At 71.2% G+C, this 13,137-nt stretch carries 14 protein-coding genes; 2 read left to right on the top strand and 12 right to left on the bottom strand.

The window, feature by feature from the left end; genetic code table 11:
- Positions 1-151: 151 nt before the first annotated feature.
- Both GCN81_RS03965 and GCN81_RS32825 read right to left on the bottom strand, forming a co-directional pair.
- Positions 152-655 (bottom strand): peptidylprolyl isomerase, encoded by a 504-nt coding sequence (locus tag GCN81_RS03965; RefSeq protein WP_156722353.1) that lies wholly within the window; start codon positions 653-655, stop codon positions 152-154.
- Between the two features lie 295 nt (positions 656-950).
- Positions 951-1,565 (bottom strand): hypothetical protein, encoded by a 615-nt coding sequence (locus tag GCN81_RS32825; protein WP_156722031.1) that lies wholly within the window; start codon positions 1,563-1,565, stop codon positions 951-953.
- Between the two features lie 410 nt (positions 1,566-1,975).
- Here GCN81_RS32825 and GCN81_RS32820 point away from each other — a divergent pair, with 410 nt between their 5' ends.
- Positions 1,976-2,362 carry an agmatine deiminase family protein gene (locus GCN81_RS32820; protein WP_156722030.1) on the top strand — a complete coding sequence of 129 codons (387 nt, stop codon included), beginning with the start codon at positions 1,976-1,978 and terminating at the stop codon, positions 2,360-2,362.
- A 193-nt stretch (positions 2,363-2,555) separates the two neighbouring features.
- Here the strand turns inward: GCN81_RS32820 and GCN81_RS03950 are convergent, their stop codons facing one another.
- The 9 genes from GCN81_RS03950 to GCN81_RS03910 all read right to left on the bottom strand — a co-directional run bounded on the left by GCN81_RS03950 (position 2,556) and on the right by GCN81_RS03910 (position 10,320).
- Positions 2,556-3,809 (bottom strand): cytochrome P450 family protein, encoded by a 1,254-nt coding sequence (locus GCN81_RS03950; RefSeq protein WP_156722029.1) that lies wholly within the window; start codon positions 3,807-3,809, stop codon positions 2,556-2,558.
- Positions 3,806-5,041: a cytochrome P450 gene (locus GCN81_RS03945; protein WP_156722028.1), complete on the bottom strand. Its 1,236-nt coding sequence runs from the start codon at positions 5,039-5,041 to the stop codon at positions 3,806-3,808. The genes GCN81_RS03950 and GCN81_RS03945 overlap by 4 nt, the downstream gene beginning before the upstream one ends.
- Positions 5,038-5,670, bottom strand: a complete 633-nt coding sequence (locus tag GCN81_RS03940) for a GTP-binding protein (RefSeq protein WP_156722027.1) — start codon at positions 5,668-5,670, stop codon at positions 5,038-5,040. The genes GCN81_RS03945 and GCN81_RS03940 overlap by 4 nt, the downstream gene beginning before the upstream one ends.
- Positions 5,645-6,004: a DUF742 domain-containing protein gene (locus GCN81_RS03935; RefSeq protein ID WP_156722026.1), complete on the bottom strand. Its 360-nt coding sequence runs from the start codon at positions 6,002-6,004 to the stop codon at positions 5,645-5,647. The genes GCN81_RS03940 and GCN81_RS03935 overlap by 26 nt, the downstream gene beginning before the upstream one ends.
- On the bottom strand, positions 6,001-6,423 hold the full coding sequence (locus tag GCN81_RS03930) for a roadblock/LC7 domain-containing protein (protein ID WP_156722025.1): 423 nt from the start codon (positions 6,421-6,423) through the stop codon (positions 6,001-6,003). The genes GCN81_RS03935 and GCN81_RS03930 overlap by 4 nt, the downstream gene beginning before the upstream one ends.
- A complete protein-coding gene (locus tag GCN81_RS03925; RefSeq protein WP_156722024.1) occupies positions 6,420-8,066 on the bottom strand; it encodes an ATP-binding protein in 1,647 nt (548 codons plus the stop codon). Before GCN81_RS03925 ends, GCN81_RS03930 begins: the two co-directional genes overlap by 4 nt.
- A 102-nt stretch (positions 8,067-8,168) precedes the next feature.
- Positions 8,169-9,020: an SAM-dependent methyltransferase gene (locus GCN81_RS03920; RefSeq protein ID WP_231626353.1), complete on the bottom strand. Its 852-nt coding sequence runs from the start codon at positions 9,018-9,020 to the stop codon at positions 8,169-8,171.
- Positions 9,021-9,136: 116 nt separating this feature from the next.
- Positions 9,137-9,916: a class I SAM-dependent methyltransferase gene (locus GCN81_RS03915; RefSeq protein ID WP_156722023.1), complete on the bottom strand. Its 780-nt coding sequence runs from the start codon at positions 9,914-9,916 to the stop codon at positions 9,137-9,139.
- Between the two features lie 44 nt (positions 9,917-9,960).
- Positions 9,961-10,320 (bottom strand): ArsR/SmtB family transcription factor, encoded by a 360-nt coding sequence (locus GCN81_RS03910; RefSeq protein WP_156722022.1) that lies wholly within the window; start codon positions 10,318-10,320, stop codon positions 9,961-9,963.
- 114 nt (positions 10,321-10,434) lie between these two features.
- Here GCN81_RS03910 and GCN81_RS03905 point away from each other — a divergent pair, with 114 nt between their 5' ends.
- A complete protein-coding gene (locus GCN81_RS03905) occupies positions 10,435-11,877 on the top strand; it encodes an MFS transporter (protein ID WP_156722351.1) in 1,443 nt (480 codons plus the stop codon).
- Here the strand turns inward: GCN81_RS03905 and GCN81_RS03900 are convergent.
- Positions 11,825-13,105, bottom strand: a complete 1,281-nt coding sequence (locus tag GCN81_RS03900; protein ID WP_156722021.1) for a Tm-1-like ATP-binding domain-containing protein — start codon at positions 13,103-13,105, stop codon at positions 11,825-11,827. The two genes, GCN81_RS03905 and GCN81_RS03900, sit on opposite strands and share 53 nt — an antisense overlap.
- Positions 13,106-13,137: the final 32 nt, after the last annotated feature.

Genomic DNA, 13,137 nt, shown 5'->3' with positions numbered 1-13,137 from the left:
TTACGCTACCGGCTCCCCCTTTCGCTATGGGGCGCGTGCCGGGTTGTCCTAGACCACAGCTAGCGGGTCGACCGCCCGCACCCTCGGCCGGCCCGGTACGGAGTCCGGGACTGTGTGTCGGTCTGCCGGGAGAGACGGCGGCCAGGAAGGATCAGCATTCTCCGCACTCGTCGATCACAACGTGCGCCTCGGTCTTGCCGCTGGTGGAGCCAAGACTTTCGATCTTCTTGACGGTGTACACGCCCTCGGCCTGGGTGACTTCCCCGAACACGACGTGTCTGCCGTTCAGCCAGGTGCACGGCGCCGTGGTGATGAAGAATTGGGAGTTGTTCGTGTTCCGCCCTGCGTTGGCCATCGACAGCTGCCACGGCCGGTCGTGGTTCAGGGTGAAGTTCTCGTCGTCGAACTGCGCGCCGTAGATGCTTTTGCCGCCGGTGCCGTTGTTCCTGGTGATGTCCCCGCCTTGCGCCATGAAATCGGGGATCACGCGGTGGAACACGCTTCCCTTGTAGCCGAAGCCCTTCTCACCCGTGCACAGCGCACGGAAGTTCTCCGCGGTCCTGGGAACGACATCGGGATACAGCACGCATTCGATTCGGCCGAGCGGAGCGCCGTCGGCGGAGACCTCGAAGAAGGCACGGGGGTAGTTCGCCATGATGGATGTCAGCTCCGGCGGGGCCGATACGGTTGCCAACACGGGGTATGCCGAAGACCGGGACGTAGTCCACCCGTGGAGCGCAGTCGCCGCGTCTGCGACGCCGACTGCGGCCACGAGAACATCAAGTACGCCACGCTTCGCGCAGACCCCGGCCGCGGCACCCGACTGCAGTACGGCGCACCGGAGTGCGGCGCTGCCCCTGCCGGGGCGCTGATCGTAGAGTCCCTCCCTGACAACACTGCGACCTACAGCACCTGCGGAGACTCCGGCACCGACGCCGGCCACTTCCAGTTCACCCTTCCACGCCAACCCCACGGCGTACGGGCCAGGGCTGGGCCCGTACGAGGCCAAGGGAGACCTGCACCAGATCGGTGGCGGACAAAACGACCACTTCTGGTGAACCCACACCCGTGACACCGCCCATCTCGGGAGTGCAGGCAACAGGATGACCATCCCACGGCACCTCGACCCTCGACCGTGATGTCGAGTGGACCCGCGTCGTCGCATGCGGGCGGGCCGCTTCGACGGCGCCAAACTCCTCGGCCAGGTAGAAGCCGCGACCAGGGCCCGCGTGGACGCGATCGCGCAGGGCAGTGTCGCGCTTGAACGCGCGGATGAGGAAGGCGTCCGGGTTGTCGAACAGTACGAGGCCGTCGCGTTCGAGGAACTTGGCGGCGGCCTTCGGCGTGGTCAGGGCGCCTTCGAAGCTGGGCATCGAGGCCGCTCCGGCGATCGCCCGCCGCGCTGCCGGTCCGGAGATCTTCTCGCCGACCGCCGTGACATCGCGCAGCCGTGCCGCGGTCTGTGCGGCGGCGAGGGCGGTCTCGACGTCGAGCACCCCGTGGAAGCCTCTGCGCTCGCGGCTGCCGTAGCCGGTGGAGGGGCGGGCATCCAGGGCGGTACGCATGTGCCCGTACTGGATGGCGAGGGCGACCAGGCCGCCGGGCGATGTGCCAGGCCAGGGTTCTGCGTAGACGCCTCAGTCCAAGGTTGCCGTGCGGGTCCTCCGGTACCTGTTGAGCCGACAGGCCCTGAGCGATGGCCTCCTGGTTGGTCCACGAAACGAGGGCCTCGACGCGGCGATCCAGCGTGCCCCGCTTCAGAGCACCGTGGTGTCTTCGCTGGGAGACGATGTCGTGGTGGGTGGAGCTGAACAAGAGCTCGCCCTTGGGGACGAGGCGTTCCAGGACACGGATGGCGTTGACGACCGGCGTGATCGCGACCCATGGAACGGCCCGTTCCTCACCGGCGGAGACATGGTGCCCGTCGGAGTCGCGAACGTTCTTGTAGTGGTGGGAGCGGATCAGATGCCGCGGCATGGAGCCGTCGGGATTCGGTTGCGGGTCGGGGCAGCAGCCGGACCGCAGCGACCGTGCCTCCTGGGAGCGCATCCCGGTCAAGTACAAGATCACGATTGCGGCTGCCGTGGCCAGGTGCCGCAGGGAGCTCTCGATTTCCTCGCGGCTCAGGTCGTCCGAGCTCGGCCGCCGCGGCGAGGACTTCCTCGGCTCCTACGCCAACTACTACCTGGCCAACGACGCCGTCCTCGTCCCCCGTTTCGGCGACCGAAAGGCCGATCAGCGGGCCGCCGCCGTCATCGGCGACCTCTACCCCGGCCGCGAGGTTGTCGAGCTGGAGATCCACACCGTCGCCGAGGGGGGCGGCGGCATCCACTGCGCCACTCAGCAACAACCCAAAGCCTGAGGAGGACGGCTGGCCCTCACTACCGGCGGTGTGGGCAGAACAGGTATCGCACGAGGCGAACCTTCGCCCTTTCGGCAACTGCGCGTAGACGCCGGTCGACTGACGCGATCCCGATCGGTTGGCTGCCAGGGTGAAACTGGACGTGCTGGCGCCGTCAGAGCCTGTCTTTGAACGCGCGCCAGCACGCCAGGAGTCAGCCGTGCAGCCGGACCGGGATCTCCTGCCAGCCGTACGCGATGAACGACGGGACCTGCCGCAACTCGTCCGGCTTCACGGCCAGTTCAAGGTCCGGGTAGCGCGCGAACAGGGCGGGCAAGGCCGTCAGCGCCTCCATCCGGGCGAGCGGGGCGCCGATACAGCGGTGCACCCCGACCCCGAAGGCCAGATGGTCGTCGGCGCCACGGGTCGCGTCGAACTTGGTGGCGTCGGGGCCGTAGTGCTCGGGGTCGTACCCGGCCGCGGCGTACGTGGTCACGATGGCGTCGCCCGCCGGGATGGTCACGCCGTCGACCGTGATGTCGCTGACCGCGAAACGCAGCGGCAGTGAGGCGATGGACGGGTGGACCCGCAGCGTCTCCTCGACGACGGCGTCCCAGCCGATCTCGCCCGCGCGGACGGCGGCGAGCTGCTCCGGGTGCGTCAGCAGGGCCACCACGGCGTTACCGATCAGGTTGACCGTGGTCTCGAAGCCCGCGCCGATGACCAGCAGCAGGGTGTAGAGCAGCTCCTCCTCGCTGAGCCGGTCGCCGTCCTCGTCCCGGACCTTGATGAGTTCGGTGGTCAGGTCGTCGCCGGGATGCTCGCTCTTGAAGGCGACCAGCGCGGGCAGCACCGTGCCGATTTGCTCTTGGACGAACGCGGCGTGTTCCGGGCTGGGGTCGGAGGTGTCCATGAGGGCGGCGATCAGCCGCCCGGTGTCCGCCCGCAGAGCGTCGGGGACGCCGAACAGTTCACAGATCAGCCGCATCGGCAGCGGGTGCGCGTAGGCGTCCCGCAGATCCACCGTGCCGACCGGCTCCCCGGCGGCGGCCGCGGCGGCGGCCGTGGTGTCCAGGGACTCCAGCAGCTCGGCGGTGATCTGCTCCACCCGGACGCGCATGGCCTCGGTACGGCGGGCGGTGAAGCTGGGGGCGACCAGCTTACGCAGCCGGGTGTGGTCGGGGCCGTACGCCGACAGCATGTTCACCACGCCGACCCAGCCCAGAATCCAGCCCCAGGACGGGTGTTCGGCCACCTGGGAGAAGAGCGACCAGTGCTGGCGCGGGTCCTTGCTGACGCGTGGGTCGAGTATCAGGCCCTTGAGCGTGTCGTAACCGGTGGGTGCCCAGGCCGGAATCCCCCCTGGCAGTTCGACGGCTCCCACGGGTCCCATGGCACGCAGTCGGGCGCTCTCGGCGGGGATGTCAGCACCGAACGGGTCGATGGCCACACGCTTGGGCTCGGTCATACGGAAACTCCTGGCTGGTCGGGGGTACGGGCGGTGTAACGGACGGGCAGTGCCGTCAGCGAGCGGTGGAACGGGCCCGGGCGCCAGGTGAGGCGCTCGCGCGGGGTGGTCGGCTCCAGGTCGGGGAGCCACTGGGTGAGCCGTTCGATGGCCTCGGTGGCGATCAGCAGGGTGTGCTGCTTGACCGGACAGGTGTGCGCGCCCGCCGACCACGACAGGTGCGAGGCGTCGTGCGTGTGGTGCGCCCCGGCGAACTCCCGCTCGGCGAAATGGCCGAGCGCACCGTACGAGACCACCACCGGGATCGCCGCCTGGACCCAGACGCCGTGGAAACTCAGCGACTCGCGGGCGAAGTGGATGCCGTAGTTGGACAGCGGGGTCTCGTACCGCAGCACCTCCACGACCGCGTCCATCACCGGCCTCGAACCCCTGGTCAGGGTCGAGTAGTAGGCCGGGTTGCCGAGGATGCGGGACAGCGCGTTGGAGACCAGGTTGGCGGTCGGCTCGTGGCCCGCGCCGAGGGTGAGGAACACCTGCCAGGTGACCTCCTCGGGGGTGAGGCCCAGCGGGTGGTCGAGCAGCCAGCTGGTGAGATCGTCGCCGCGCTGGGCGCTCTTGGCGCCGACGAGCTCCAGGACGTAACGGCCGTACTCGGCCTCACCCTTCGCCGACTGCTCGCCGCCCTCCATCATCTGCCCGAGCGCGTCGTGGAGCCGTTCGCTCTCACTGTCCGGCAGCCCGAAGAGGTTGTTGAAGACCAGGGCCATCAGCGGGCGGGCGAAGTCGCCGACCAGGTCGGCCCGGCCCTCAGGGCCGAACCGGGACACCAGCACGTCCACCGCGTGGTGCACCCGCTCGCGCAGGTCGTGCGGCTCCACCAGGTCGAACGCGTCGACCAGGGTACGGCGGTAGCGGATGTGCGCCTCGCCGTCCGCGAACAGGGAGTTGGGCCGCCAGCGCATCATGCCGAGGATCGGCGCGTCCTCGGCGACCGTGACCTCCCACGGACGGGGGTCGTGCGACCAGGTCTCAGGATCGTGCAGCAGATCAAGGGCGGCGCGCCGGTCGGTGACGACATACGCCGGAACGCCGGGCGCGAGTTCCGCCCAGCCGACCGGGCCCTGGGCCTTGAGCGCCGCGTAGTAGCGGTGGGGGTCAGCGGCGAAGCCGTCCTCCCACAGCCGTACCGGCGCGGACAGCGAGAACGCTTCGGCGGGTGCGGGGTAGTTCACCAGGTCTCCGTGCGGTGGCGGGCGATCAGATGCGTCACGAGCGAGAGCAGCGCGTCGATGGAGGAGTGCGGGTCACGGGCGTCACAGGTCACCATCGGGGTGTCCGGCTCCAGGTCCAGCGAGCGGCGCAACTGCTGTTCGGTGTACGGGTGGGAGTCGGGGAAGGTGTTGAGCGCGACGGCGTACGGCAGCCCCATCTCCTCCACCAGGCCGAGCACGTCGAAGGAGGCGTCGATGCGCCGGGTGTCGACCAGGACGAGGGCCCCGAGCGCGCCCTGCGCGATGTCCGCCCAGAGCGTGCGGAAGCGCTCCTGGCCCGGTGTGCCGAACAGATACAGCACGATCCCACCCGCGAGGCTGATCCGCCCGAAGTCGACGGCGACGGTGGTGGTCGTCTTGTCCCGTACCCCGGCCAGGTCGTCGACGGCTACGGACGCCTCGGTGAGCTGCTCCTCGGTGTGCAGCGGGCGGATCTCGGAGACCGAGTCGATCAGCGTGGTCTTGCCCACCCCGAACGGCCCGGTCACCAGGATCTTCACCAGCTCCCGTGCGCTGTCCGGGAGATGCGGACCGCTCTGGCCCGAGCCGCTGGGGCGCGCGGCGTTATAGCTTGAGGGCGCGGAGGCCATCGGCGACTCTCTTCAGCAGGTCGGTGTCGGGCTGGGCGGCGTACGGAATCGGCGGGCGGGCGACCACCAGGCCCTGGTCGACCAGCGCGGCGGCCAGCACCCGCACCGCGGACACCGGGAGTTCCAGCAGCGCCGCGGTCTCCACCACCGTGAGCGAACCGCCGTCCAGCGTCTCCAGCAGGGTGAGCTGGGCGGCGGGCAGGTCGGTCGGCAGCGGTCCGTCGGTCCCGGTCAGGACCGACAGCCGCTCCAGGCTGTTGCGGCTGGGCCGCGCCACCCCGCCGGTGGCGAGATAGGCGGGGACCAGCGGGCGGCCGCTCCGGCGGCCGGTCATGCCCCGCTGGCGCCATCGGCCCCGCGGGGCGCGGCTGACATCGCCTTCTCGCCGAGGCGGGCCACCTGCGAGTGGACCCGGTGGGCGAGGAGGTCCAGGCGCACCTCAGGGGTGCCGAAGGCGGCCACACAGGTGGCGTGCGCGGTCGGGGCGACCAGGATGTAGCCGTGGTCGGACTCGATGACCACCTGGCGGACCTGCGCGGTGTCCTGGTCGGCGAAGGCCGCGGCCGCGGTACGGCAGGCGCCCTGCACGGTGCTGGTGATGGCGGCGGCGCGCTCGGCGGAGGCCTGCGACAGGGCAGCGGAGTATCCGGAGACGAGGCCGTCGCTGGTGAGCAGGACGGCCGCTTGGACGTGCGGGATCTCCAGGATCGGATCGAGCACCCAGGCCGTGTCGCCGGTGTCGCGGCTGGTCATCTGGGGGTGTTCCCTTCGGTGGTGTCGTCGACGTGCGTGTCGTCGGCAGAGGCGTTGGGGGTGGGAGTGGGGGTGCTGCTGTCGAGGCGGTCCTCGTCGGCCGAGGTGCGCGGGACGTCGCCTCGCGCGGCGGCGGTCGCGGCCTGCAGGGCACCGAGCGCGGCGGCCGTCTCGTCGGGCGTGCGCGCGGGCGTCGCGGGCGCGGTGGGGGTGAGCCGCGGGGCGCTGGCGACGTCCGGGCGGACCCGGCGGCGGCGCCGGGGCAGCACATCCTCCTCGGGTGCGGGGTGGGGCGCGGACTCGGGCGAGGCGGGGGCGAAGCGGGCGGCTGGGGCGGGCGCCGGGTCGTCGGGTCTGGTGTGGGCCTCCGCGTACGGGTCCGGAGCTGTCGCGTACGGCTCCGGAGCTGTTGCGTACGGGTCCGGGGCCGCCGCGTACGGGTCAGGGGCGGTGCGGGGCGCCGGGAGGGCCGGAGCGACGTCATCCGCGTAAGGACGGGAAGGGACCTCGGCGTGCGGGTCGGTCTTCGGGTCGGCCTTGCGGGTGGAGCGTGGGGCACTGGCGGCCGGGCGCCGCTCGGCCGGGTCGATATGGCTGAGCAGGTGGCTCCTGACCAGCAGGACCGCGCGGACACCGCCGTACGGCGAGGGTGATGACAGGTCGACGGACAGGTCGAACTGCCGCGTTAGCTGGCCGATCGCGGCGAGCCCCATCCGGGGCGGGTCGCCGAGCTCGGACAGCAGGATCGGGTCCTTACCGGCCACCATCCGCTGGGCGTGGGCCCGTTCGTCCGTGGCCATGCCGACGCCAGCGTCGTCGATGGTGACGGTGACGCCGTGATGGGCGCGTTCGAGGTTCACCACGACGTCGGTGTCGGGCGAGGAGTGCCGCAGCGCGTTGTCGAGGAGTTCCGCGACGATGATGGCCACGGGTTCGACCGCGTGCGAGACGAGCGCGGTGCCGTCCTGGAGGTGGTGGTGGACCCGTACGCGGTGATACCCGACGAGCCGGGCCTGCCCGCCGGTGACGGCCTCCACCAGGTGCGACTCCTCACGGGCGAGCCCCACCCAGGCCCCGCAGACCACGGCGGCCACCTGCGCGCGGCGCAGCGACTGTTCGTTCTCGTGGTCGAGGGTGAACAGGGTCTGCGTCAACTCGGGGTCGTCGTACCGCTGTTGCAGGCCACGGAGCACGTCCTGGAGCCGGTAGAGGCCCGCCTGGATCTCCCGCGTGGCACCGCGCATCCCGGCGCGGGCGGCGGCGTCGACGCGCTTGCGCTCCTGGGCGATCGCGGTGCGGAGCCCTTCGAGCGCATCCTCCAGACCGGCGCCGAGCTCGCTCCCGTCGACGTCCGCGTGGAGCGGCCCCGGCACCTGGATGTGCGGGTGGGCGGCCCGGGTGGCCTCGGCCGGGATGCGCTGCTGGGCCAGATGAGCGACCTCGGCGGTGAACGCCCGGGTGGCATGGGCGACTTCCTGGCGTGCGACGTCCAGATGGGAGCGCAGCGTGGCGATCTCCTCGTGCTGCCGGGCCTGTTGGCGTGCCTGTTGACGGCGAGTGCGGAGCAGCCCGCCGCCCAGGAAGAGCGCTGACAGGGTCCCGGCGGCCAGGCCGCCAGCGGCCAGCTCCGGTATTTCGATCATGGAATGGACCTCGGCGAGTACGGGGGAGTGGGGGAGTGGGTTGGGGAGGGGCGGAGGGGTGGGAGGCGGTGGAGGGGTGGAGAGGCGGGGCGCCAGGGCTGTCTACGGCTTGCGCAGCAGCCCGCCGTACTCGTAGATGCCCCGGTTGGTCTTGGAGGCGCCCAGGTACGGGACCAGGTCCTGGTCCACGGGGGCGAGCGGCGGCTGGTCGGGGTCGGGCCGCCAGTCCGCGAGGTTGCCGAGACCGGGCTCGACGGGAGCCAAGTCATCCACGAAGGCGTCGAGTTCGGCGGGCGTACGGGTCTGCCAGGGCACGCCGCCACCGGAGATGTGCGCGGTCATCGCGGCACCCCGGGCCGGGTCGTCCGCGACGACCTGGGAGAGCCCCAGGTAACTGCCGGGCGCGGCCTGGTCGATGACCGTACGCAGCACCCGCCGTGGTGCGTCGGCGTCGGTGAGGTGGTGGACCACCGACAGGAACAACACCGCGACCGGCTCCTCGAAGTCGATCAGGCGCCGTACGTCCGGGTGGTCGAGGATCGCCCGCTGGTCCCGCATATCGCCGGAGATCACGGTGGTGCTGGCGTTGTCCGCGAGCAGGGCCTGGCCGTGGGCGAGCACGATCGGGTCGAAGTCGACATAGACGACGCGGGCTTCGGGGGTGAAGCGCTGGGCGACCTGGTGGACGTTGTCGTCGGTGGGCAGCCCGCAGCCCATGTCGATGAACTGTCGAATCCCCGCCTCCCGCGTCAGATACCGCACCGCGCGGTACAGGAAGGAACGGTTCTGCCGGGCGATGTCCACACACTCGGGGAACGACGGCAGGGTGGCGAGCAGGAAGTTCCGGTCGACCTCGTAGTTGTCCTTGCCGCCCAGCATCCAGCCGTAGGCCCGGGCCGACGTCGGCACGTCGAAGGGCGCGGATGTCGCATCAGGCTGACCGTCACGGACCACAGCGCGCTCTCCAGCTCTCCCCTGGGGGCGGGCTCGGGCGCCCACTCCGTGGCGGCGAGACTATCCCGTGACCGGGACGCGGGTAAACGGACCCCGATGGGCAACGGACCCGCCCCCTAATGGGGTTGGCTGAATCCGCCTCGGGATCCGCCTCGGGATCCGCCTCGGGTGGCGACCACCAGACGGCAGCGCGGAGTGCCGTCGGGGCGTCGGCCGACCTCGGGCAACGCGTACGTCTCCACCGCCTCCACCGCGAATCCGGCCCGCACCAGTTCCTCGCGCACCCGCGCGAGACCGAACCGCCGGTAGTACATGACGAATCGCGGCCGCCACAGCGCGTTGCGCACCCGCATCCCCGTGTCGAAGGCCAGCAGCGTCCAGTACGCCGGTGAGCCCGGCCGGGCGGGCGCCGCCACCGGAAAGGCGAATCGTCCCCCGGGTCGTAGTGCCGCGTGCACCTGGGCGAACAACTCCGGCCGCTCGTGGGGCAGGAAATGCCCGAACGCGCCGAAGCTCACCACCAGGTCGAAGGCCGAACGGAACGGCAGCGCCCGCGCGTCGGCCCGTACGAGATCCGCCCGCGGAGCCGTCCGTGGAACCGCCGCGCTCGCGCGGGCCACGGCGAGCATGCCCGCGCTGCTGTCGACGCCGGTGACCCGCTCCCGGCACACCTGTCGCAGCACGTCCAGGCCCGCGCCCGTACCGCAGCACAGATCAAGGCCGTAGTCGAACGGGCCCAGTTGGCTCAGGACGTTGGCCGTGGAGTCGAGGACCTCGTCCGGTGTACGGAAGGGAGTGTGGTCGAACTTGGGGGCGAGCAGGTCATAGCCGCGCTCGACGGACGACAGCGCCTGGACGGCCAGTTCGCGGAAGGTGGGGCCCTGGGGTGTGAACACCGGGCTCAGCATAGGCACTCAGACCTCAGACCTGAGGCAGGCACTCAGGCGTGCCAGGGTTCGCCGGTCACCTGGTGGTCGGCGTGGCTCAGGGCCTCGATGACCAAGCGGCGCAGGTGCCCGTCGGTCAGGGCGTACACCGCGCGACGGCCTTCCCTGCGGGCGTGGACGAGTCCGGCGAGCCGCAGTTTGGCCAGGTGCTGACTGACCGCGGTGCGGGCGGCCCCACTGGCGGCGGTCAGCGCGGTGACGTCCGCCTCGCTCTCGGCGAGCAGCCACAGCAGGTGCAACCGGGTCGGGTCCGCGAGCAACGCGAAGACCGACGACGCGGTCTGGAGCTGCGCGGGGCCCGGAGCGCGCTGATGCGTATCGCTTGCAACTGGGGGCTGTTCGCGGCTGGGCATGGGGTCATCGTAGCCCTCGAAGGCCGCTTGCACGTATAGGTGCGCACATGCGCACCTATAGCTAGGGTGGTGAGTGTTCCGAGCCGCCGAGCGAAGGACGTCCCCGTGCTGTCCGTGCTGCCCCTGCCCCGCGAGCGTGTCTACCGTCGCCTGTTCGCCGCGCAGGTCGTCGCGTTGGTGGGTACGGGTCTGGCGACGGTCGCGCTGAGCCTGCTGGCCTACGACCTCGCGGGCGCGGACGCCTCCGCGGTGCTCGGTACCGCTCTGGCCATCAAGATGGTCGCCTATGTGGCCATCGCGCCCGTGGTGAGCGCGCTCGCGGACCGGATACCGGGTCGCACGCTGATGGTGGCGATGGATCTCGTCCGGGCGGTCGTCGCGGTCACCCTGCCGTTCGTCACCCAGGTCTGGCAGATCTACGTCCTGATCTTCCTGTTGCAGGCGGCATCCGCGGCCTTCACCCCGACCTTCCAGGCGACCATCCCCGCCGTGCTGCCCGCCGAGCGTGACTACACCCGGGCGCTCTCGCTGTCCCGTCTCGCCTACGACCTGGAGACGCTGCTCAGCCCGGCGCTGGCCGCGGCCCTGCTGTACGTGGTCACCTTCAACTGGCTGTTCGTGGGTACCGCGGGTGGGTTTATGGCGTCGGCGGCGCTGGTCATGTCGTGTGTGCTGCCGCGAGCGGGTACCCGAGGCCGAGACGGGGAGCACAGCGGGGTCCGTCAGGGGGCCTTCGCCAAGGCGGCCTTCGGTATCCGGCTGTTCTGGGCCACCCCTCGCCTGCGCGCGCTGCTCGCGCTCGATCTCGCGGTCGCGGCGGCGGGCGCGATGGTCATCGTGAACACCGTCGTCCTGGTCCGTGGCCAACTCGGCGGTACGGCAGGGCAGGTCTCCCTCGCGCTGGGCGCCTACGGGGCAGGGTCGATGCTGGTCGCGTTGTCGCTGCCGCGCGTCCTCGAGCGGGTCGGTGACCGCGCGGTGATGCTGCCCGCGGCGCTGGCCCTGCCCGCCGCCTTCGCCGCGTACGGCATCCTGACGGCCGCGGGCCCGTCCTGGCCCGCCCTCCTCGGTACGTGGTTCGCGTTCGGTGCCGCGTGCTCCGCGGTGCTCACCCCGGCGGGACGGCTGATCCGCCGCTCGGCCGGGCCAGCCGATCTTCCGGCCGCGTTCGCCGCCCAGTTCTCGCTGGCCCACGCCTGCTGGCTGCTCACCTATCCGCTGGCCGGGTGGCTCGCCGCGAGCGCGGGAACGGCCGCCGCCTGCTGGGCGTTGGGGGCCCTCGCGCTGGTGGGCGCCCTGACCGCCGTACGGGTCTGGCCAGCGCGGGACGACTCGCGGCTGGCCCACGACCACAGCGGCCTGCCGCCCGATCACCCGCACCTCACCGAGACCCACGCCACGGCCACAGACGCGGCCGCAGACACGGCCGCAGACACGGCCATGACCACGAACCCGACCCCGGTGACCGCCACCGCTCACGGCTACCGGCACAGCCACGACTACGTCATCGACCACCTGCACCCGCACTGGCCGAGGTCCCGCCAGTCACCTTGTTGATCAGGCGGTGCAGTCGGTCAGCCGCGGCCCGCCCGAAGGCCGGGTCGTTGATGTGGGTGTCGACGTCGACCTGTTCCACCGAACTGCCGCCGAGCCCCTCACGTACCGCCGTGAACAGGGCGTCATCCGCACGCGGGTCGTGGTACGGGCCGCCAGGGGCGCCAAGCGTGGACAGCCCGCGCAGCGGCAGGCACAGCGCCGTCGGTCCCTTGGCCGCCCGCAGCTTGCCCGCGACGCGGCGCCCGAGCTCCGCGCACTCGTCCGAGGTCGTACGGATCACGGTGATCGACGGGTTGTGGATCCGTACGCGCCGAAACCGGAACCGCTCGGGCAGGGTGTCCAGCGGTCCGAACTTCACCATGTCCAGCGCACCCAGGCTGACCACCTGCGGCGTCCCCCGGGCCCCGGCGGCCCGCAGCCGGTCGGGACCCGCGGTCAGGATGCCGCCCACCAGGTCGTCGGCGAGTTCACTGAGAGTCAGATCCAGCACACCGGCGAAGACGCCCTGCCCGGCGAGCGTCTCCAGCGATCGGCCGCCCGCGCCGCTGGTGTGGAAGACCAGGACCTCATAGCCGAGCTCGGTCAGCCGCTCCCGCGCCGCGTCCACGCCCGGAGTCGTCACTCCGGCCATGCTCGCGGCCACCAGCGGCCTGCCGCCCGAGCCGAGGTCGGCGGCGCGTACGGCCCGTGGGGTGGTGGCGAAGCCCTGCGCCATCCCGGCGATCGCGTCGGCCGCGTTGGCCAGGATCGGCGCGGTCACGGCGTTGATCCCCGCGATGTCGACGACGCTGTACATCATCGTGATGTCGGCGGACCCGACGTACGGCGCGACATCGCCCGAGGCCATCGACGACACCATGACCTTGGGCACGCCAAGCGGCAGCGCGCGCATGGCCCGTGTCGCGATCGAGGTGCCGCCGCTGCCGCCGATCGCCAGCATCCCGTCCATCCGGCGCTCGGTGTACAGCCGTTGGACGACCTGGGCCGCGCCACGGGCCATCGCTGTCACGGCCGTCCCGCGGTCCCCGGCCGCCCGTAACTCGCTCACTTCGGTGCCCGCCGCGCGGGCCACTTCGGCGCGCGTGATGTCGGGCCGCCCGTGGGGCTCACCGATGACGCCTGTATCGACGAGCAGTACGTCGATGCCGCGGCTCAGCAGCCGGTCCCGTAGCCAGTCGTACTCGATGCCTTTGGTGTCCAGGGTTCCCACGAGCGCAACGGTCGCCATAACGCGTAATGTCCAGGTCACCAGCAGGGCTG

It is taken from the genome of Streptomyces apocyni, assembly GCF_009739465.1.
GTDB lineage: Bacteria > Actinomycetota > Actinomycetes > Streptomycetales > Streptomycetaceae > Streptomyces > Streptomyces apocyni.
The sequence above is the reverse complement of the archived record's forward strand: the minus strand, read 5'-3'. Positions and strand labels throughout refer to the sequence as shown.

Excerpts from the sequence above, each read along its gene's own strand:
- GCN81_RS32825 (WP_156722031.1), bottom strand. The coding sequence starts at position 1,565 with ATGCGTACCGCCCTGGATGCCCGCCCCTCCACCGGCTACGGCAGCCGC.
- GCN81_RS03910 (WP_156722022.1), bottom strand. The coding sequence starts at position 10,320 with ATGCCCAGCCGCGAACAGCCCCCAGTTGCAAGCGATACGCATCAGCGC.
- GCN81_RS03900 (WP_156722021.1), bottom strand. The coding sequence starts at position 13,105 with ATGGCGACCGTTGCGCTCGTGGGAACCCTGGACACCAAAGGCATCGAG.
- GCN81_RS03930 (WP_156722025.1), bottom strand. The coding sequence starts at position 6,423 with ATGACCAGCCGCGACACCGGCGACACGGCCTGGGTGCTCGATCCGATC.
- GCN81_RS03965 (WP_156722353.1), bottom strand. The coding sequence starts at position 655 with ATGGCGAACTACCCCCGTGCCTTCTTCGAGGTCTCCGCCGACGGCGCT.
- GCN81_RS32820 (WP_156722030.1), top strand. The coding sequence starts at position 1,976 with ATGGAGCCGTCGGGATTCGGTTGCGGGTCGGGGCAGCAGCCGGACCGC.
- GCN81_RS03935 (WP_156722026.1), bottom strand. The coding sequence starts at position 6,004 with ATGACCGGCCGCCGGAGCGGCCGCCCGCTGGTCCCCGCCTATCTCGCC.
- GCN81_RS03925 (WP_156722024.1), bottom strand. The coding sequence starts at position 8,066 with ATGATCGAAATACCGGAGCTGGCCGCTGGCGGCCTGGCCGCCGGGACC.
- GCN81_RS03940 (WP_156722027.1), bottom strand. The coding sequence starts at position 5,670 with ATGGCCTCCGCGCCCTCAAGCTATAACGCCGCGCGCCCCAGCGGCTCG.
- GCN81_RS03950 (WP_156722029.1), bottom strand. The coding sequence starts at position 3,809 with ATGACCGAGCCCAAGCGTGTGGCCATCGACCCGTTCGGTGCTGACATC.